The organism is Candidatus Hydrogenedentota bacterium (genome assembly GCA_012730045.1).
GTDB lineage: Bacteria > Hydrogenedentota > Hydrogenedentia > Hydrogenedentales > CAITNO01 > JAAYBR01.
This window is the reverse complement of sequence record JAAYBR010000143.1, coordinates 1-19310: the sequence shown is the minus strand read 5'-3', so window position 1 is coordinate 19310 and position 19310 is coordinate 1. Positions and strand designations below refer to the sequence as shown.

The window sequence follows — 19310 nt, the reverse complement described above, 5'->3', positions numbered from 1 at the left end:
TCAGCCCTTGCCGGCGTCGCACCCGCAGCCGCAGCCGTCGGCGGACGCCCGGCGTTCCTTCGCCAGGGCCGCCAGCTCCTCCGCCGTGAACCCGCCCGCCAGCGTCACCGCGCAGGCGTCAACCCACTTGTTAAGCAGCTCCAACCCCAGCCCCAGGGCGTACCAGTAGGGGATAAAAGTCAGGGTGATCTGGCCGTGCAGGTTCAGGGGCAGGTCGCTGTAATCCCAGATGTGGATGCCGAAGGCAACGAAAACGCGGCCGGAAACATACTCCACCAGGAAGATGCCGAGCATGTAAACCACGGCCCGGAGAAGCAGGGGCAGGCGCATCCTCTTCATCCCCCCGGCCATCGGACCGACCATCAGGCCGAGAATCCCGTAGTCCAGCATCATCCACGGCGAGGAGTGCCCGCTGAAGTTGATGTTGCCCTTCAGCAGCGCGCCCAGCGCCGTGAAGAACAACTCCATCAGCAGCCCAAGCAGGGCAAACAGCACAACACGGATAATTACTCTGCGTTTCTGGCACATGGGAATACCTCCTGGGCGTCCGGGTGAAACGTCCGCCGTCCGGCGCACCCTTCGCGCCAGCCGCCGGCAGACACCTCCCGCTTGTGTAGAGACCACCGGACAGGGGGAAAGGTTTCCACCGCCCCCAACCGCCGGGCAGAGGCCCCGCGCTACGCGGTGGTTTCCGGCGAGAAACGGCAACGATGCGCGGTCACTTCGGGAAAGGACCGCTTCAGCGCGGCAACCGCCTCTTCCACGGGGTCCGTTTCCTGAAACAGGCCGAAGAGCACGGAGCCGCTGCCGCTCATGGCCGCCGCGCGCGCACCGCAGGCCAGCAGGGTCTCCTTGATCGCCGCCAGCACGGGGTGGTCGTGGAACACGGGCCGTTCCAGCCGGTTGAACACCAGTTCCCCCAGCCGTCCCCCGGCTGCCAGGGTCACCGCCTGCCGGAAACGGGAAGTCCACCTCTCGCCTTCCGGCGGCGGGCCGCATTTCTCCAGCAGGGGATGGGTGTACGCCCGCGCGGCGCGGACGGGGATGCCGGGGTCCGCAAGGACACACTGCCAGCCGCCCGGAAGAGGGGGGAGGGGAGTAAGGCATTCGCCCCGGCCTGTCGCCGCGGCCAGGCCGCCCGCCAGGCAGTAGGGCACGTCCGACCCCAGCTCCAAAGCCGGCGCGGCCAGCTCCCCGTGGGAAAGGCCAAGCCCCCACAGGCGGTTCAGACCGCGCAGCACCGCCGCCGCATCAGCGGACCCTCCGGCCAGCCCGGCCGCGACGGGGATGCGCTTCTCCAGCGAGATGTGCGCCCCCGCGCCGCAGCCGGTGTGGCGGCGCAGAAGGACCGCGGCCCGCAGGGCCAGGTTGTCCTCCGGCGCGCAGAGTCCGGGCAGGGAACAGTCCAGGGTGAGCTGCCCGTCCCCGCGCGGTTCCAACGTGACTTCGTCGGCCAGATCCAGGGACTGGAACAGCGTCTCTATGTCGTGGAACCCGTCCTCGCGGCGGCGCACCACGTCGAGATAGAGATTGACCTTTGCGCGTGCGGGCTCAACCACCCGTCCGCGGCCGTCGGCGCGGTCCGGCATCCGGCGTCTCCGTGCTGTGTCGCCGCCGGAGCCTGCCGGCCCCGGCGGGGGAAGCCGCCTACTTCTCCTCGTCGTCCCCTTCGTCCTCTTCATCGCCCTCTTCTTCATCCTCGTCGAACTCTTCGCCGTCCTCGCCCAGCATCTCGGCCATCAGGTCGTCGTAGTCCTGGATGGTGTCCTCCATCATGTCCACGCAGTAGTCGAAAACGCCGAGGAAGGCCTCGACGGAGTCGGCGACGCACACGGACGAGGCGATGACGATGCCCTCGTCGGCCTCGCCGTCGTTCTCGGGATCGGGGGAGTTGGGGGTGACGAAGAGGGTGGCGCCCTGCTCGTGCGCGTTGATGATGTTGGCCGCGGAAATGCACGCGTCAATGACATCCGCCTCGACACACTCCACGATGGCGTTCACGGCAAAGCGGCCGGGGGTGTCCGCAGGCACGTGCACGAAGACCAGGGTGTCCTGGCGCGCGTCCTTGTAGGCCACGACCGTCTGCGCCTCCTCATCGTCGTAGCGCGCCTTGTACCCCTTCTTTTCAAGGAAGGCCACCGTCTTCACGAGGTTGTGGTTCACCTGTTTCTGTCCTTCGGTCTTGTCTGCCATGGCTGGGACTCCTTGTGGTTGGTTCTGCGTCCGCCGCCGGCGGCGAAAGAAACGGGCACAGTTGCACACTGTGCCCGTCACGGGTCCGTAAAATCAAACGCGGGGGTCAGGCGTTGCGCTGCTTCGCCTTCACGCGCGCGGCCTTGCCGACGCGGTCGCGCAGGTAATACAGCTTGGCGCGGCGGACGCGGCCCTCGCGGATCACCTCGACCTTTTCCACGCGCGGGGAGTGCAGCGGGAAGACGCGCTCGACGCCCTCGCCGAAGGCCACGCGGCGCACGGTGAAGGTGGCGTCCGCGCTCTCGGCGCGGTTCCGGCCGATCACCACGCCCTCGTAGACCTGGATGCGCTCCTTCTCGCCCTCGACGATGCGGAAGTGGACGCGGACGGTGTCGCCCACGTTGAACTTGGGCAGTTTGTCCGCGTCTTTCCCGTTCTGCCGGGTGTATTCATCAACGATGTTCACTGTGACTTCTCCTTGTCCGTGTTCGGCCGCCCGCGCTCCGATTCAATCTCGGCGAGCAGGTCCATGTCCTCGCTTGTCAGGTTTTCCAGCAAATCCGGCCTGCGCGTCCGCGTGGCGCGCAGGGCCTCCTTACGTCTCCAGCGGCCGATGGCCGCGTGGTTGCCGCCCAGCAGGAGCTCCGGCACGCGCATCCCCCGGAATTCCGGCGGACGCGTGTACTGCGGCGGCCCGAGGACGCCGTGGTAGAAGGAGTCCGTGTCCACGGACTCCCATTTTCCCACGACCCCGGGAATCATCCGGCTGACCGCCTCCACCAGCACCAGCGCCGGCAGTTCGCCGCCGCTGAGCACATAGTCGCCGATGGAGACCTCGTCGGTCACCAGGGCCTGCGAAACCCGCTCGTCCACACCCTCATACCGGGCGCAGAGGATCACCAGGTCCGGCTCCGCCGCCAGTTCCCGCACAAGGTCCTGGTCGAGCCTGCGGCCCCGGGGCGACATCAGCACGATCCGCCGCAGGGAGTTCCTGTCTCTTAAACTTTCCACAGCCGCAAACAGCGGGCCGCACTGCATGACCATGCCCGCGCCGCCGCCGTAGGGCTCGTCGTCCACCGTCCGGTGCCGCCCGCCCGCGAAATCCCGCGGATTGGTCACCGCAACAGTGAGCAGCCCGTCTTCAACGGCCCGCCCGAGGAGGCTGGTCCGCAACGGCGTCTCCAGCAGCTCCGGGAACAGGGTGAGGATGTCTATCCTCATGGCGCGCCTTTCCGGGACAAAAACGGTCACTCGGCCACTTCAACCCGCACGGCCTTCTCGGAGCCGCCCGCGGCGGTGCTCACCAGGGTGCGCAGCGCCTTGATCGTGCGTCCGTTCCGGCCGATCACGCGGCCCACGTCCTCCTGGTTCATGGTGAGCCGGATGACGCCGCCGTCCTCCTCCTCCACCGTCTCCAGTCGAAGCTCGTCCTCGTGGTGCACCAGGCGCCGCACCACAAAATCCACCAGTTCCGCCGCCGGAATCATTCGGCTGCCTGCTCTTCAGAGGCCGCCGCTTCGGGCGCCGCGTCGGCCGCCGGAGCCTCTTCGGCCGCCTCGGGGGCCTCGGCCGGGGCTTCCGCCTCTTCAACCGGCGCCGCCGCGGGCTCCGGCTTCTCGACAACCGGGGCGGGGGGGGTGTAGCCCTTGTCCTCGACCACCGCGCCGACAGCCTGCGCCGTCTCGGTCTCGGGCGTGGTGCCGTCGCCGAAATGCTTCATGACGCCCAGCTTGCTGAAGATCGCGCGGACCGTGTCCGAGGGCTGCGCGCCCTGGCGCAGCCACTCCAGGGCGCGGACCGCGTTCACCTCGCTGACCGGCGCCGGCCGGGCGGCGGGGTGGTACACGCCGAGAATCTCGACCTCGCGCCCCCGCGTGCGGGTCCGGGAATCCTGGACCACGATGCGGTAATACGGCTTCTTCTTGCGCCCGCCGCGCTTCAAACGGATAACGGTTGCCATTGCTGTCCTCTCTGCCGGCTTAGCGCCCCGGCATGGGTGGGAGGGGTCCGCGAAGGCCGCGTCCTTTGCCGCCGCCCTTCGGGCCCCTCATCATCTGCTTCATCATGTCGCGCATCTTCTGAAAGTCCTTCAGAAGCGCGTTCACTTCCTGCACCGTGGTGCCGCTGCCCTCGGCGATGCGCCGGCGGCGGCTGCCGTTGATAATGACCGGGGTGCGGCGCTCTTTCCGCGTCATGGAAAGAATGATCGCCTCGGTGTACTTCAGCTCGTCCTCGGCGCCGTCCAGATCGTCCGGCATCATCTTGCCGAGCCCGGGGATCTTCTTGATGATGTCGCCGAAGGCCCCGAGCTTTTTCACCTGCTGCATCTGCGCCAGAAAGTCCTCCAGGTTCCAGTCGCCCTTGCGGGCCTTCTTCTGGAAGTCCAGCGCCTGCTTCTGGTCCACCACCTGCTGCGCCTTCTCCACCAGCGAGACCACGTCGCCCATGCCCAGGATCTGGTCGGCCATGCGCCCGGGGTGGAAGGGCTCCAAAGCGTCCAGCTTCTCGCCCGTGCCCACAAACTTCACCGGCCGCCCGGTCACCTCGATGATGCTGATCGCCGCGCCGCCCCGCGCGTCGCCGTCCATCTGCGTCAGGACCACGCCCGTCAGGGGCACCGCGTCGTTGAACTGCTTCGCCGAGCGCACCGCGTCCTGGCCGGTCATGGCGCTCGCGACGAAGAGGATCTCCTGCGGGGCCATCTGCGCCGCGATGCGCCGGACCTCGCCCATCATCTCCTCGTCCACATGCAGGCGCCCCGCCGTGTCCAGAATCAGCACGTCGCAGCCGCGCAGCGAGGCCTCGCCCCGGGCCATCAGGCAGATGTCCACCGGGTTGGCCTTCACGCCGAGGCTGAAAGACTCCACGCCGGCCTGTCCGGCCACAATCTCCAGCTGCTCAATGGCGGCGGGGCGGTACACGTCCGCGCCCACCAGCAGCGGCTTGCGCCCCTGGCGCTTGAGCATCACCGCCAGCTTGCCCGCCGTCGTCGTCTTGCCCTGGCCCTGAAGGCCCACCATCATGATCACCGTCGGCGGCTTCGCCGCGAAGGCCAGGGGCGCGTTCTGCGCCCCCATCAGCTTCACCAGCTCGTCATGGACGATCTTGACGATCATCTGGCCGGGATGGATGCTGTCCAGCACCTTCTCGCCCACCGCCGCCGTCTGCACGTCCGCAATGAACTTCTGGACGACCTTGTAGTGGACGTCCGCCTCGAGCAGCGCCTGGCGGATCTGCTGAAGCGCATCTTTCATGTTCGCTTCAGTCAGGCGACCCTGGCCGCGAATCATCTTGAATGCCGATTCCAGCCGTTTTGTCAGGCTTTCAAACATTGTCTTCCCGTTGCTCGCTTGCCGTGGAAAATCCCGAAAAGACAGCCGCAATGGGCCGTCCAGCGCGGAGACAGGACTCCCCCGCACGGAAGCAGAACTATACCAAACGGCCGGAAGGGAATGCAACCGCGCGCCCGCCCCTGTTCCGGTCGGAAGTGCCCGAATCATGGCGGATTACGGGGACGGCACCGCCCGCCCCCCCGCGGCTTCCGTTGGAAGGTTTTCCCCTTCAGCAATGTTGTATACTATTGATTCCCCAGTTAACCCTGCGGGAATTGCGGAGTGCCGGCGCGGTCACGCGCCTGTTTCTAACCCCCGGGGAATGGTCATGGTGGATAAGTACTTGCCCGAAGACACGATAAGCGACTGGGTGGAGGCGCTGGAGAGCCTGGTGGAGGACCAGGGAACCGGGGCGGCGGCGGAACTCCTGTCGTTGTTGTGCGCGGAGGCGGGCTCCCTGGGCGTCCCCGACAACTTTACGGCCAACACCCCCTACCAGAACACCATCCCGCCGGCACAGCAGCCCCCCTATCCGGGGGACCGGGAACTGGAACGCATCGTGAAGTCGGTCATCCGGTGGAACGCCATGGCCATGGTGGTGCGCGCCAACCGGCTGTCCGACGGCATCGGCGGGCATATTTCGACCTACGCCTCCGCCGCCACGCTGTACGAGGTGGGCTTCAACCACTTTTTCCGGGGGCGCACCCCGGATTCAGGCGGCGACCAAATCTATTTCCAGGGCCACGCCACCCCCGGCATCTACGCCCGCGCCTTTCTGGAGGGGCGCCTTTCCTCCCAGCAACTGGTGAATTTCCGCCGGGAACTGGCGAAAGGCGGGGGGCTTTCCTCCTATCCCCACCCCTGGCTGATGCCGGATTTCTGGAACCACCCCACGGTGAGCATGGGCCTCGGCCCCATCATGGCCATCTACCAGGCGCGGTTCAACCGCTACCTGGAGCACCGAGGCCTGAAACCCGCCAATGGGGGGCACGTGTGGGCCTTCCTGGGGGACGGGGAGACGGATGAGCCGGAAACGCTTGGCGCCATTACGCTTGCATCCCGGGAACGGCTGGACAACCTGATATTCGTGATCAACTGCAACCTCCAGCGGCTCGACGGGCCCGTGCGGGGAAACGGCCAGATCATCCAGGAGCTGGAGGCCGTCTTCCGGGGGGCCGGGTGGAATGTGATCAAGGTGCTCTGGGGCAGCGAGTGGGACCCGATTTTCGCCAAGGACACCGAAGGCATTCTGGCGCGCGCCCTGGGCACGCTGGTGGACGGGGAATACCAGAAGTTCAGCGTGGAGTCGGGGGACTACATCCGCCGCAGGCTCCTGGCGCACGAACCGAAACTGGAGCCCCTCCTGGCCCTGCTCACGGACCAGCAGCTCCGCAAGATCAAGCGCGGCGGACACGACCCCCTGAAGGTCCACGCCGCCTACCACCGCGCCGTGAACCACACCGGCTCGCCGACCGTCATCCTCGCCAAGACCGTGAAGGGCTACGGCCTGGGGGAAAGCGGCGAGGGGAAGAACATCACCCACCAGCAGAAGAAGCTCAACGAGGAGGAGTTGTGGGAGTTCCGCGGCCGCTTTGGCATCCCCATTTCGGACGAGGAAATCGCCTACGCCCCGTTCTACGCCCCGCCGGACGACAGCCCCGCCATCCAGTATCTCCGCGGGCGCCGCGCCGCCCTGGGCGGCCCCATTCCCCGGCGCGATGTCGTGAAGCTTCCGTTTGAAGCGCCCCCGGACGCGGCCTTCGACGAGTTCCTCCACGGGAACGACCGCCCCGTCTCGACGACCATGGCCTTTGTGCGCATCCTGCTGAATCTCCTGCGCGATGAGAAGATCGGCAAATCCATCGTGCCCATCGTGCCCGACGAGGCGCGCACCTTCGGCATGGACGGGCTCTTCCGGCAGTTCGGCATCTACGCCTCCAAGGGCCAGCTTTACGAGCCCGTGGACTCCGAGAACCTCCTGTATTATAAGGAGGCGCAGGACGGCCAGATCCTGGAGGAGGGCATCACCGAGGCCGGGGCCATGTCCTCGTTCATCGCGGCCGGCACCGCCTACGCCTCGCACCACATCCCCATGATCCCGTTCTTCGTCTACTACTCCATGTTCGGCATGCAGCGCATCGGCGACCTGGTCTGGGCGGCGGGCGACATGCGGGCCAGGGGGTTCATGATCGGCGGCACCGCCGGACGCACCACCCTCGCGGGCGAGGGGCTCCAGCACCAGGACGGCCACAGCCACCTGCTGGCCATGCCCGTGCCCAACCTCAAATGCTATGACCCCGCCTTCGCCTTCGAGCTGGCAGTGATCATCCAGGAGGGCGTCCGGCGGATGTATGTGGAAGGCGAGGACATCTTCTACTACATCACCGTGGGGAACGAGAATTACGCCATGCCCCCGATGCCCGCCGGAAAAGGGGTGCGCGAGGGCATTCTGCGCGGCATGTACCGGTTCCGCCCCGCGCCGGAGGGAAAAAACCTCCGCCACCGCGCCCAGCTCCTCGGCAGCGGCGCCATTCTGAACGAGGCGCTCAAGGCGCAGGCTCTGCTCGCAGAGACCTTTGGCGTGGCCGCCGACGTCTGGAGCGTCACCAGCTACAAGGAACTGCGCAACGACGGCATGGCCGCCGACCGGTGGAACCTGCTCCACCCCGGCGCAAAGCCCAAGAAGCCCTGGGTGACGCGTCTGCTGGAGAAGGAGGAGGGGCCGGTGGTGGCCGCGTCGGACTATGTGAAAATGCTGCCCGACAGCATCAGCCGCTGGGTGCCCGGCGGGCTCGTGAGCCTCGGCACCGACGGCTTCGGCCGGAGCGAGTCGCGCGAGGCGCTGCGGGACTTCTTCGAGGTGGACCACCGCTTCATCACGCTTGCCGCGCTGCGCGCCCTGGCGGAGCGCGGCGAAATTGGGTTCGACGCGGTGAAGGCCGCCATGAAACTCCTCAAGATTTCGCCGAACAAGCCGGACCCGCTGACGCAGTGATCCCGGGCGCGCCCCGGACGACGCCAACCTGGAAGCACAAGGAGTTGACCGATGATTAAGGAATTCAAGCTCCCCGAACTGGGCGAAAATGTGGCCTCCGGGACCCTGGGGAAGCTGCTGGTGAAGGTGGGTGACGTGGTCGCCGAAGGGCAGAATGTCCTGGAGATCGAAACCGACAAGGCCGTGGCGGAAATCCCCTCGGGCGTGTCGGGAAAGATCACCGAAATCCGGGTGAAGGAGGGGGCGGCGATCCGGCCCGGCGAGGTCGTCTTCCTGGTGGAGACGGCCGCCGCACCGACCGCAGCCGCGCAGGCACCCGAGCCCGCCGCCGCCCCGGCGGCGGTTGAGGCGCCCAAGCCCGCAGCGCCGACGGCGGCCCCCGCACAGCCCGCGCCCCCGCCCGCGCAGCCCGTTGCCGGAGCCGTGCCGCGTCCGGGACTGGTCCGCGCCGCGCCGTCCGTGCGCGCCAAGGCGCGCGAGCTCGGCGTTGACCTGAACGAGGTGCCCACGGCCGATCCGTCGGGCCGCGTCACGCTGCAGGAAGTGCTGGCCTTCGCCCGGGGAGGCGCGGCCCCGGCTGCCGCCGCACCGGCGGCCGAGGAGGAGGCCCCCGCGAAGCCCGCGCCCGCCGCGGCGTCCGCCCCCGCGGTTTCGGGCGGCACCACCGTGGAGCCGTTCAGCGCCATCCGCCGCAAGACAGCGGAGCACATGACCGAGTGCTGGACCACGATCCCCCACGTGACGCATTTTGACAAGGCGGACGTGACGGGACTGGAGGAACTGCGGAAGAAATACGGGAAGCGAGTGGAGGCGGCGGGGGGCAGGCTGACCATCACCAGCTTCGTGCTGAAGGCCCTGCCCGAAGTGCTGAAGCGCTTCCCGAAATTCAACGCATCCCTGGACATGGCGGGCCAGCAGGCGGTCTACAAGCACTTCTACAACATCGGCGTCGCCGTGGACACGCCCAACGGCCTGCTGGTGCCTGTCATCAAGGACGCCGACAGGAAGAGCATTGTGGAGATGTCCGTGGAGCTGGGCGAACTTGCCGCAAAGGCCCGGGAAAGGAAACTCGCCCTGGAGAACATGCAGGGCGGCACCTTCACGGTCACCAATCTGGGCGGGCTGGGCGGCCACGCCTTCACCCCCATCATCAACGCCCCCGAGACGGCCATCCTCGGCATGTCCCGCGCCGTGATGGAGCCGGTATGGGCCGGCGGACAGTTCGTGCCGCGGCTCATGCTGCCCTTCAGTCTCTCCTACGACCACCGCCTCATAGACGGCGCCGACGCCGCCCGCTTCCTCCGCCGCCTCATCGAAGTGCTGGAACAGCCTTGGGTGCTGTTTCTGGAGGCGTAGGGGAAGGACAGCGCCCAGGCAGCGCCTTGCAGGGGCGGATAATCATTCGCCTCTGCCTGCTTCTTTTCAGGAATGTCCGCCGTCCGCGAAGGACTCGCGGGGGGGCTTAAAAAGGGATTGCCTGGCCCGCCAGTCGGGGAGACTGACGGACCAGGCTCGGTCAAGGGGGAGGGGGAGGTCAAACTCTATTTGATGGCCCGCTGAAACCAGCTGGCCAGTTCGTTGTCGTTCAACTTTGTCTCCACCGTCACCTGCGTCAACCGTTCTAGTAAACGCTCGGCCAGGGAGTCATATTCCCCGGGGTCCGAGAGAAATTCTCCGAGCACGATCCGGGCCGTTTCCACGCCCGCCGCCTCCACCGCGCCGTCCACCACCCACAGCAGTTCAAAGAAGTCGAGGGGCTTTCCGCCGCCGCACAGGAGGGTCTCGTAGAAGTCCCTCACGAGCCTCACTGACTGTTCCCTGTGGTCCGCTGTCTTCATCTTGCCGGCCCTTCTCCGCTTTCAGCAGAACAAACGCGCGCGGGGGCGGGTTTATTCACGCCGGGGCGGAAAAATCCGGCAAAGAAAACGGGCGGGAACCCGGAGAGTTCCCGCCCGTGCGGTCCGCTGTCTTGCCGGGGTCAGTTCCCCGGATACGCCTGAAGGTTGATGTTCTTGAAACTCAGGTCCGTCGTCGGGTCGTGGCCCTGCAGGGTGATGGCCCCGGCCTGGTCCACATAGCCGTTCTTGCCGTCGCCCTCGGCGCTGACGGGGCGCATGTCGTAATAGTCGCTGACCTGGATGCCGTTGATCCACACGGCGAAGTGGTTGCCGTTGGCGACCACGGTCTTGCTGAACCACTCGCGGTCCGTGGAGACGACCTTGCGCGCCTGGTTGACGCCGTAGACGCCGCCGGTGCCGAAGTCCACCGGCCTGGTGCGGTCCTCCTTCACCCACTCATTGCGCACCTGGGACTCGTAGCCCTTCCAGAAGACGCCCTTGGGGCTGCGGAAGAACACGCCGCTGTTCAGGTGGTCGCCGTTGGAGAAGATGTCGAGCTGGAGCAGGAAGTTCTTGTAGAAACCGTCGGTCTCGATCTGGCCGTTGCCGTTCTTGATGTTCAGCGCGCCGTCCACGACGGAGAACACCGACTGGTGGTCGGGGAGAATGCTCCAGCCGTCGAGGTTCTGGCCGTTGAAGATCGGGTTAAGGCCGAGGGGGCGCAGTTTGACGTCGGTGACCGTGATCTTCGGGGACTGGTTCACGCTGTGGTAGCGCTGGTGCTGGATCTCGATGCACCCCACGGGGCGCTTGGCGGTGAGGGTGGTCTTCTCGCCGCCGACCTCGGCCTCGACCGTCTCGCCGCGCGCCACGATGCGCACCGGGATGAACTCGGCCTTGCCTGCGGGGATGGAGACCGCCGCGCCGCCGGTCTCGGAGAAATGCCCGTCCAGCGAGGTGCGCACCGCTATGCCGGCGGAGCCCTTGCCCGCGACCTTGATGTTGAGGGTCAGCTCGAAATCGCCGAAGGCCGACGTGGTGGCCAGAAAGCCCGTCTCGCCCTTCAGGCACTCAATGGCGCCGTCTTTCACCGCCCACTCGGCGTTGCCGAAGACATTCCAGCCATACAGCGTCTCCCCGTCGAAAAGGTTGATCCACTGACCCTCGGCGATGGCCTGGGCCTGCGCGCCCCCGGACAGCAGCAGCCCGGCGGCCAGCACGGCCGCAACCGCAAGTTTCCTGTTCAACATTGCACACTCCTTGATTTGTCGTTGTTTTCCGAACCGGCGGCGGACACCGCGCACGGCCTTCCACTGTACGAGAAAACCGGGCGGCGCGGCAATTTTTTCCGGCGCGCCGCCCGGGACCTGTCAGCGTTTTACGCGGTGCGCGCGTTTTCTGGGGGGAAAATGTGGCCTTGCACGGTTTATTTTCCCCCGTGAACGTGGTAGTATTTCAGTCCGTTGTATCCACCTTTCCGGGAAACCGGCAAAACGTTTGAGAGGACATGTCCCATGAGAAACACCCTGTTCTTGGCGCTATGCTGCCTGGTTATCGCCTCTTTGGCCTCCCTCCCAGGATGCGGGGGAAGCACCCCCCAGGACCCCGTGAAGCAGGCGCCCGCCGCCACCCCGGCGGAGGAGGGCGCGCCCGCCGCCCCGGCACCCGTGCCGGCGATAAAGGAAGCCCCCGCCGCGCCCCCTGCCGAGACCACCGTGGCGCAGGCCCCCCCCGCAGCGCCAACCGCCCCCGCGGCTCCCGAGCCCGCTCCGGCTCCCGCAGTTGCTCCGGCTCCCGCGGCCGCCCCGGCGCCCGCGGCTGCCCCGGCGCCGGCGGCCGCCCCGGCGGTCGCCCCGCCCCCCCCCGCGCCGGACGACGGCCCACGGATCGTGTGTGACGAGCCGGTCTTTGACTTCGGAGAGACGGACGTGGAGAAGATCGAACACGCGTTTGTGCTGAAAAACGCGGGCAACGCCACGCTGAACATCACGGGGGTGAAGCCCGCCTGCGGATGCACCACCGCGAAGATGGAGACGCAGACCCTGGAGCCGGGACAGGAGGTCAAGCTGGAGACCACCCTTTCCATCAAGGGGCGGCAGGGCGCGCAGAACAAGACCATCGGCGTCCAGTCAAACGACCCCCTGAACCCCGTCCTTCAGCTGGCCCTGAAGGGGTCGGTGATTCCGAAAATCGCCGTCACCCCGGAACTCATTAACCTCGGCAGGGTCATGGACGACGAGCCCCGTTCCGCCTCCTTCACCGTGAAGTCGAACAAGGCGGACCTGGCGTTCAAGATTCAGTCCGTCGAAATCACCGGGTTTGAGTCCCCCGCCGGCCCGCTGATGGACTTCACCATCTCGGAGACGGAGCCGGGACGGGCCTACAAGGTGGACGTTTTCAGCAAGGGCGCGCTGCCCCCGGCCATGTACAACGGCCGCATCACCGTCCGCACCGACTGCATTGACCGGGCCGTCCTCTTCCTCCCGCTGACCTGCCAGGTCATTGGCGCGGTCACGATCGCCCCCCAGACAATCAGCCTCCGCGCGATGGAGGAGCCGGGCGCGACAGACACGCAGCACATCACCGTCAAGGCGGGCCGCGTCAAGGAGTTCAAGCTGCTTGAGGTGATCCCGCCCGTGGAGGGCATCGGCGTGGAGATCACGCCCCGGGATGACGGATACCAGGTCAAACTGTCCAACATGCCCCGCAAGATGGAATTGGACGGAAAGGCCTTCACCCTCAAGATTGACAACCCCGAAACGCCCGAGGTGACGCTCCCCATCAAGGTGTACAACCTGACCGGTTTTGGAAGAAAGCCGAACACGGGCCAGACTCCGGCCGTCCAGACGCCCGCCACGCCGCCCCCGGCCCCGGTTGCCCTGCCGGATGCTGCCCGCCAAGTGGTTGAAGCCCCCGCAGCCGCGGCGCCCGCACAGCCCTGATCCTGAACTTGGACAGCCCTTCTCCGCCCCGGCGGCCGCCTTGCGCCGCCGGGGCGGTTTCCTGTCTAATCCCTGAAACCTCACTGCGGTTCGGGGTGTCGTATGAACGCGGGGGGGGCCGCCGCGAAACCGACAAAAGGAGACTCCGCAATGCCTTCCCGCCGAAACTTGGGGCTTTCAGCGCTTCTGGCTTCGCTCTGCCTGCTAACGGCCCTCCCGTGCGCTTCCGCTGCCGACACCCTGCGGGCCGGGAACACCCGCACCGCCCTGGATGACTACGTGGCCGCCCCGGACGACACCTATGCCTGGTCGCTGGTGGGCACCACCGAGGGGAGCGACTACACGGGCTACGTTCTTGAGATGACGTCGCAGACCTGGCGAAGCCCCGACGAGGTGGACAAGCCAGTCTGGAAGCACTGGCTGGAGATCGTCGTTCCCGCCAAGGTCACGACGCCCACGGCGCTCATGGTCATCTCCGGGGGCAGCAGCCGCAGCGAGGCCCCCAAGGGGGCGGACGCCAACCTCCGCCGCGCCGTGCGCGCCACGGGGGCGGTGTGCGCCCAGATCCGGAACATCCCCAACCAGCCGCTGGTCTTCGCCGACGACGGCAAACGCCGCAGCGAGGACGCCATCATCGCCCACAACTGGGACAAATACCTGCGCACCGGCGACGCCACCTGGCTGACCCGCCTCCCCATGACCAAGGCGGTGGTCCGCGCCATGGACACGGTGCAGGCCTTCTGCGCGGGGGACCAGGGGGGGAAGATCACGGTCGAGAATTTCGTTGTTGCGGGCGCGTCAAAGCGGGGATGGACCACCTGGACCACCGCGGCGGTGGACAACCGGGTCATCGCCGCCATGCCCATGGTGATTGACTTGCTGAACCTGGCGCCGTCCTTCAAACACCACTACGAGGTCTACGGTTTCTGGGCCCCCGCGATCAACGACTACACCGACATGCGGATCATGAAATGGCTGGAGTCCCCCGAGTTCGCCGCCATGCTGGCCATTGTGGACCCCTACAGCTACCGCGACCGCCTCACCATGCCCAAGTACCTCATGAACGGCGCCGGCGACCAGTTCTTCCTCCACGACTCCTGGAAATTCTATCTCCACGACCTCCAGGGCCCCACCTACCTCCGCTACTCCCCCAATTCCGGGCACGGCCTCGAGAACGGCGACCCCGCCGGGGCGCTGATCGCGTTCATGCGCCACATCGTGGACAAGGCGCCCTTCCCCGAATACGCCTGGTCTTTCCCGGACGACAACACCATCCGGGCCACGGCCTCGCCCGCGCCCAAGGCGGTGAAACTGTGGCAGGCCACCAACCCCGCAGCCCGGGATTTCCGCGTGGACGCCTTCGGGCGGAAATGGGCCGCGACGGACCTTTCCCCGGAAGCCGACGGGGCCTGGGTGGGCCGGGTGGAGACGCCCCCCGCGGGGAACACGGCCTTCCTCGTGGAGTTCACCTTCGCGGGAAGGGGGAAGGAGGACTTCATCGTCACCACCCCGGTCCGCGTGGTGCCCGACACAACGGCGCACACGCTCACCGCCCAGCCCGAAATCTGGAAAGACGGCTTCCTGCACCGGCAGGGGAAATAGCCCGCCCTCCGCAAGCCGAAAAGCAGACGCCGCAACCATCCGGTTGCGGCGTTTGCCATTTCTTTCCACGCGCGAACCCGTCCCGCAGGTCCGCCCCAGTCATGCGGCTGTCAGCGGCGGGACTTCTTGTTCACATACTGCATGAGCGCCTGCGGCACGGGGCCGTAGGGGTTGGTCTTCAGCTTGACGGCCTTCTCGACGATCTCAACGATTTCCTTGTCGTCGAAGCCGGCGGCCTTCGCCTCGCAGACCACCTCGTTCAGGCGCACCACAATGCGGCGGCGGCAGTCCTCGCGGCACTTGTCCTCGATGCTGGAGGCGACAAACACCCCCATGCCGCGACGGGTGTACAGCAGCCCCATGACCACCAGGTCACGGTAGGCCTTGGACACGGTGTTGGTGTTGACGTTGAGCCGCTCCGCAAGCTCCCGGACCGCGGGAAGCTGGTCGCCCGGCTTCAGCTTGCCCGATGAGATGGCGAACTGCACATGGTTTTCGATCTGGACATAGACGGCAACGCTGCTCTGCAGGTCAACCGTCGAGAGCATGTCCAGCAGCTCCGCGTCCGTTTTGTGTTTCGGTCTGGTCACGGTATCCTTCTCCCTGTTGTGTTCGTCCAACAACGCTCCTGAGATTCACTCAGATATATGAACTCCACCGCGCGCTCCTCCCGCGGCAGCCTTCGCGGACAAGTTGACCATGCCCCCGCTTGCTTCTGCTCACAAAAATTATACACTATTGTACAGGTTGAAACAACCGAAACGTATGCTTTAGTTTACACCCCCAGGGCAGGCCGGTGGGCCCGCGCCGCAGGAAGGAACCGATATGAAGCGTTGCCTGGCAGGCTTTTGTGCCGTGCTGCTGTTTGCCGGATGCGCCGGAAACGGAGGGGAGAGCGCCCCGGAAACCGCCGTCACCCCCCCGCCCGAAAAGGCCGCCCCGGCGGACGCCGCGCCGGACACACGGCCCCGGGGAACCCTGGCGGTCCGGCTGACCAATGTGGTCAATGCCGCCCTGGACGGCCGGGTGGACCTGCTCAGCTTGGACGGGGGGGCGAAAACCGTGCTGGAGGTCTCCGGCGGCGCGGCCTCGGGAACGGCACCCGTCGGCGACAGCCGGGCCTATGTCCATGTGTTCCAGGAAGGGGTGCCGGTGCTGGTGGAGGTGACGGACGTGAAGATTGCGGAGGCGCGGGAGGCGAGCCTGGAGGTGAACCTGCTGGAGGGCGCCAGCGGCGCCGTGCCCCTGCGGGCCTTCGACACCGACGGGGACCTGGCCATTGACCGGGTGGAGCTTGCCTGCGGCACGGACCCCTACAATGCCGCCAGCATCCCCGGACGCCGCGAACTGAAATGGGACCTGGCCCCCCGCCGCACGGGGGCCCAGTGGTACCGGGGCGAACTGCACGCCTACTCCGCCCACGGGATGGGCAAAGAGTCCGTGGCCCAGGTCATCGCCCGGGCGGAGCGCGAAGGCTGCGACTTCCTCGCCATCGCCGACCGCAACACCCTGGCGGCGGCGGAGGATCCCGCCTTCCGTTCCGACAAGATGACCCTGATCCCGGCCATGGAGTGGGGCCGGGACGACACGGGGGTCGCCCTGGTGTACGGGCCCCTCACCGTCCCCGATCTCCCGTCCAACTCCGCCGCCGCCCAGGCGGAATGCATCCGCGTCCAGGCCCAGGGCGGCATCTGGTCCGTCGCGCACCCCTGTTTCCCCACAAAATCCTGGCAGTGGGGACTGAGCTATGTGAACGCCGTGGAGGCCTGGTTCCGCGACTGGCGCGGCACGCCCCCCATGGCCCCCAGCGAACTCCGCGAGGATATCAAGGTCCGCAAGGACGGCAAACTGGTCCATTCCATCGCCGCCGCCGCCTCGGCCGTCGGTCTGGGGGACATGTCGGCGAACGCCCAGAACGCGCTGTTCTGGGACTACGAGCTGACGCGCGGCCTGATGGGCTGCGTCATCGGCGGCTCCGGATCGGGCAGCAAGAGCGTCCCCCTCGCCCGGCCGGTCACCTATATCCACGCCCGGGAACTCTCGCTCCCCGGTCTTCTCGAGGGGCTCCGGCTGGGCCGGACCTATGTCTCCTGCGACATGAACGGGCCGCAGCTCGGCTTTTCCGCGGACGTCCTCGGCGACGGAAAAGTGGACGTCGGCATCGGCGGCGTGGTGCCCCTCAATGTGGACATTGTCTTCGACGCCGCCGTGATCAACGGCCTCGGCAAGAAGCTCCAGGTGCTGGAGAACGGCCGCCCCATCCGCACCGTGCCCATCAACGACGACAATATCGCCATCCGGTTCCGCCGCCATCCCACCACCTACTGCACCTACCGCCTCCGCGTGATCGGGCCGGCGGACCCCAAAAAGAAGGGGTTCGGCCCCATCGAGGTCTATGCCCTGTCCAGCCCCATCTACGCCCAGGACATCACGCAGGAACTCCTCTGGCGCAACCCGGACCTGAACCCCGAAAAGACCTGGGTCCGCGTCCAGTCGGACAACGTGCAGGAGGTGGAGCTGAACGAGAACGCCCCGGTGATGGAGGCGCCCGCCTGGTAGGCGCGGGCGGTCAGACGCCTTCGGCCGGCGGGGCCGCGGGCCGTTCCCCCGTCTTCAGGAACCGGTCGTAGGCCGCCAGCACGGTCTCCGCGTCGCCCTCCGTCTGCACCACGCGGTCCTCGATCCACACCGCGCGGTTGCACAGCTCGCGGATCAGCGGCGCGCTGTGCGAGACAAACACGATCGTCGTGTCGTGCGCGCGCATGCGCTCTTTCATCACCGCCACGGACTTCTGCTGGAAATCCGCGTCCCCCACGCCGATCACCTCGTCAATCAGCACCACGTCCGGCTGCACCTGGAAAGCCACCGCGAAGCCCAGCCGCGCCTTCATCCCCGAGGAGTACGAGGACACCGGCTGGTCTATGAACTCGTCCAGCTCGGCGAACCGGATGATCTCGTCCATCTTCGACTCGATCTCCTCCCGGCTCATCCCCTGGAACATGCCGCCCAGAATGGCGTTCTCGCGCCCCGAGAGGTAGGGGAGAAACCCCAGGTTCAGCGAAAGGAGGGAGGTGCTCACCCCCCGGTTCTCCAGGGTGCCGCAGTCGGGGCTCATCACCCCCGCCAGCAGCCGCAGCAGCGTGCTCTTCCCCACACCGTTCTTTCCGATCACCCCCAGCGAGTCGCCCTCGTACAGGTCGAACGACACGTCCCGAAGCGCCCAGAACTTCCTGCGGCGGAACAGGCTCTGCCGCAGCCAGTAGGACACGCCCACGTTCCGCAGGCGGATCACGGGTTCTCTGGAGGCGCTCATCGGGCGATCCTCTTGGCGAAGAGCGGGTCCAGACGGCGGATCACCAGCGCGCCGAGGAGCGCCGCGAGCGCCGACACCCCGCACACCGCCGCCATCACGGGCCACGACGGCCACTCCCCGCGCATCAGCACCGCCCGCACCGCCCCGATCACATGCACCATGGGGTTGAACCCCAGGACAAGCTGAAGTTTCGGGCTGAGCCGCTCGATGTCGAAGAACACCCCGGACATGTAGAACATGATCCGCAGCACCTGCGTGACCAGCTTGTACATGTCCGGCACAAAGGGCACCAGCGCCGCCAGGGGCAGCGCGAAGGCCAGCACCAGCCCCACCTGGACCACAAGCAGCACCGGGAACACCACCCAGGAAAGGGAGGGGGTGTGGCCGTACAGAAGCAGGACGATGAAAAGCAGCACCAGGGAAAAGGCGTACTCCATTAGGCAGGTTGCCACGGAGATGAACGGGAAAATGACCTTGGGGAAGGCCATCTGCCGGATCATGGCGACATTCCCCAGGATGGAGCTGGAGGCGCGCACCACCGTGGCCTCGAAAAAGCGCCACGTCACCAGCCCCACCAGCAAAAACGGCACGAAATCCGGGCCGCCCTGGCTGAAGATCACCCCAAACACCAGGTAGTACACGGCAAGGTTGATCAGCGGGTCCAGCACCCACCACGCCACCCCCAGATAGGTGCGCTCCGCCTCGGCCCGGAAATCGGCCCAGGCCTTGTGCAGCACCAGATTCTTGTAGTGGCGGAAGCCCATCACAACCATTGCGGCGTGTCCGTTCAGGAAAGGTTCAAACCCTGATTGTAGTGGATGCGGCCGCCCCCGGACAACCGCGCGGGGACGTCGCCATGGTAAGCAGGTCGGCGGGGACGCCCGTAAGGTAGACGCGGCATCTTGCCGCGTTCTTGAGGCCGTCCGTTGACCCGAAGAACGCGGCAAGATGCCGCGTCTACGTCTTCCCCCGTCATCGCGAGCCCCTGACCGCCGTGAGGCGGGAATTCGCATAAGAAAGTTGGCTCCCTGCATGATGATGTCGCGGGTCCCACAGAGTGGCCGGAGCTCGAATGGTGTCAGCGTACCCGTTCGC

General features: G+C 66.7%; 17 protein-coding genes and 1 pseudogene. 5 read left to right on the top strand and 13 right to left on the bottom strand.

Translation table 11 applies throughout. The features are described from left to right. From GXY15_15355 to ffh, 8 genes and pseudogenes are all read right to left on the bottom strand, one after another. Positions 1–528 (bottom strand): hypothetical protein, encoded by a 528-nt coding sequence (locus GXY15_15355; GenBank protein ID NLV42588.1) that lies wholly within the window; start codon positions 526–528, stop codon positions 1–3. A 149-nt stretch (positions 529–677) separates the two neighbouring features. After that, a complete protein-coding gene (gene ispE / locus GXY15_15350; protein ID NLV42587.1) occupies positions 678–1589 on the bottom strand; it encodes a 4-(cytidine 5'-diphospho)-2-C-methyl-D-erythritol kinase in 912 nt (303 codons plus the stop codon). 58 nt (positions 1590–1647) lie between these two features. Continuing rightward, the gene (locus GXY15_15345) at positions 1648–2193 is read right to left on the bottom strand and encodes a hypothetical protein (GenBank protein ID NLV42586.1); all 546 of its coding nucleotides are present in this window, start codon (positions 2191–2193) and stop codon (positions 1648–1650) included. Between the two features lie 106 nt (positions 2194–2299). After that, positions 2300–2659, bottom strand: coding sequence for a 50S ribosomal protein L19 (rplS, locus tag GXY15_15340; GenBank protein NLV42585.1), 360 nt, complete (start codon positions 2657–2659; stop codon positions 2300–2302). Then, positions 2656–3414 carry a tRNA (guanosine(37)-N1)-methyltransferase TrmD gene (trmD, locus tag GXY15_15335; protein NLV42584.1) on the bottom strand — a complete coding sequence of 253 codons (759 nt, stop codon included), beginning with the start codon at positions 3412–3414 and terminating at the stop codon, positions 2656–2658. Before trmD ends, rplS begins: the two co-directional genes overlap by 4 nt. Before the next feature lie 26 nt (positions 3415–3440). Then, a complete protein-coding gene (locus tag GXY15_15330) occupies positions 3441–3680 on the bottom strand; it encodes a KH domain-containing protein (GenBank protein ID NLV42583.1) in 240 nt (79 codons plus the stop codon). A 221-nt stretch (positions 3681–3901) separates the two neighbouring features. Next, positions 3902–4153: pseudogene (gene rpsP / locus GXY15_15325) on the bottom strand (30S ribosomal protein S16). Between the two features lie 19 nt (positions 4154–4172). Next, entirely contained in the window at positions 4173–5525 is a 1353-nt protein-coding gene (ffh, locus tag GXY15_15320) for a signal recognition particle protein (protein ID NLV42582.1), read from the bottom strand. Between the two features lie 328 nt (positions 5526–5853). Here ffh and aceE point away from each other — a divergent pair, with 328 nt between their 5' ends. Together aceE and GXY15_15310 are read left to right on the top strand one after the other, a co-directional pair. Continuing rightward, positions 5854–8520 carry a pyruvate dehydrogenase (acetyl-transferring), homodimeric type gene (aceE, locus tag GXY15_15315; GenBank protein NLV42581.1) on the top strand — a complete coding sequence of 889 codons (2667 nt, stop codon included), beginning with the start codon at positions 5854–5856 and terminating at the stop codon, positions 8518–8520. A gap of 51 nt (positions 8521–8571) precedes the next feature. Further along, entirely contained in the window at positions 8572–9876 is a 1305-nt protein-coding gene (locus tag GXY15_15310; GenBank protein NLV42580.1) for a branched-chain alpha-keto acid dehydrogenase subunit E2, read from the top strand. A gap of 185 nt (positions 9877–10061) precedes the next feature. On the opposite strand, the gene GXY15_15305 is transcribed toward GXY15_15310, so the two are convergent. Both GXY15_15305 and GXY15_15300 read right to left on the bottom strand, forming a co-directional pair. Continuing rightward, a complete protein-coding gene (locus GXY15_15305) occupies positions 10062–10358 on the bottom strand; it encodes a hypothetical protein (GenBank protein ID NLV42579.1) in 297 nt (98 codons plus the stop codon). A gap of 140 nt (positions 10359–10498) precedes the next feature. Then, the gene (locus GXY15_15300) at positions 10499–11608 is read right to left on the bottom strand and encodes a DUF1080 domain-containing protein (GenBank protein ID NLV42578.1); all 1110 of its coding nucleotides are present in this window, start codon (positions 11606–11608) and stop codon (positions 10499–10501) included. A gap of 678 nt (positions 11609–12286) precedes the next feature. Between GXY15_15300 and GXY15_15295 the strand changes: the two genes are divergently transcribed. Continuing rightward, positions 12287–13300, top strand: coding sequence for a DUF1573 domain-containing protein (locus GXY15_15295; GenBank protein NLV42577.1), 1014 nt, complete (start codon positions 12287–12289; stop codon positions 13298–13300). A gap of 150 nt (positions 13301–13450) precedes the next feature. Further along, complete coding sequence (locus GXY15_15290; protein NLV42576.1) at positions 13451–14902, top strand: PhoPQ-activated pathogenicity; 1452 nt, start codon at positions 13451–13453, stop codon at positions 14900–14902. A 110-nt stretch (positions 14903–15012) separates the two neighbouring features. Here GXY15_15290 and GXY15_15285 read toward each other — a convergent pair whose 3' ends face one another. After that, complete coding sequence (locus GXY15_15285; protein ID NLV42575.1) at positions 15013–15492, bottom strand: GntR family transcriptional regulator; 480 nt, start codon at positions 15490–15492, stop codon at positions 15013–15015. Between the two features lie 235 nt (positions 15493–15727). Here GXY15_15285 and GXY15_15280 point away from each other — a divergent pair, with 235 nt between their 5' ends. After that, a complete protein-coding gene (locus tag GXY15_15280) occupies positions 15728–17461 on the top strand; it encodes a CehA/McbA family metallohydrolase (GenBank protein NLV42574.1) in 1734 nt (577 codons plus the stop codon). 10 nt (positions 17462–17471) lie between these two features. On the opposite strand, the gene GXY15_15275 is transcribed toward GXY15_15280, so the two are convergent. Then, a complete protein-coding gene (locus GXY15_15275; GenBank protein NLV42573.1) occupies positions 17472–18215 on the bottom strand; it encodes an ABC transporter ATP-binding protein in 744 nt (247 codons plus the stop codon). Then, complete coding sequence (locus GXY15_15270) at positions 18212–18988, bottom strand: ABC transporter permease (protein NLV42572.1); 777 nt, start codon at positions 18986–18988, stop codon at positions 18212–18214. Before GXY15_15270 ends, GXY15_15275 begins: the two co-directional genes overlap by 4 nt. Positions 18989–19310 lie beyond the last annotated feature (322 nt).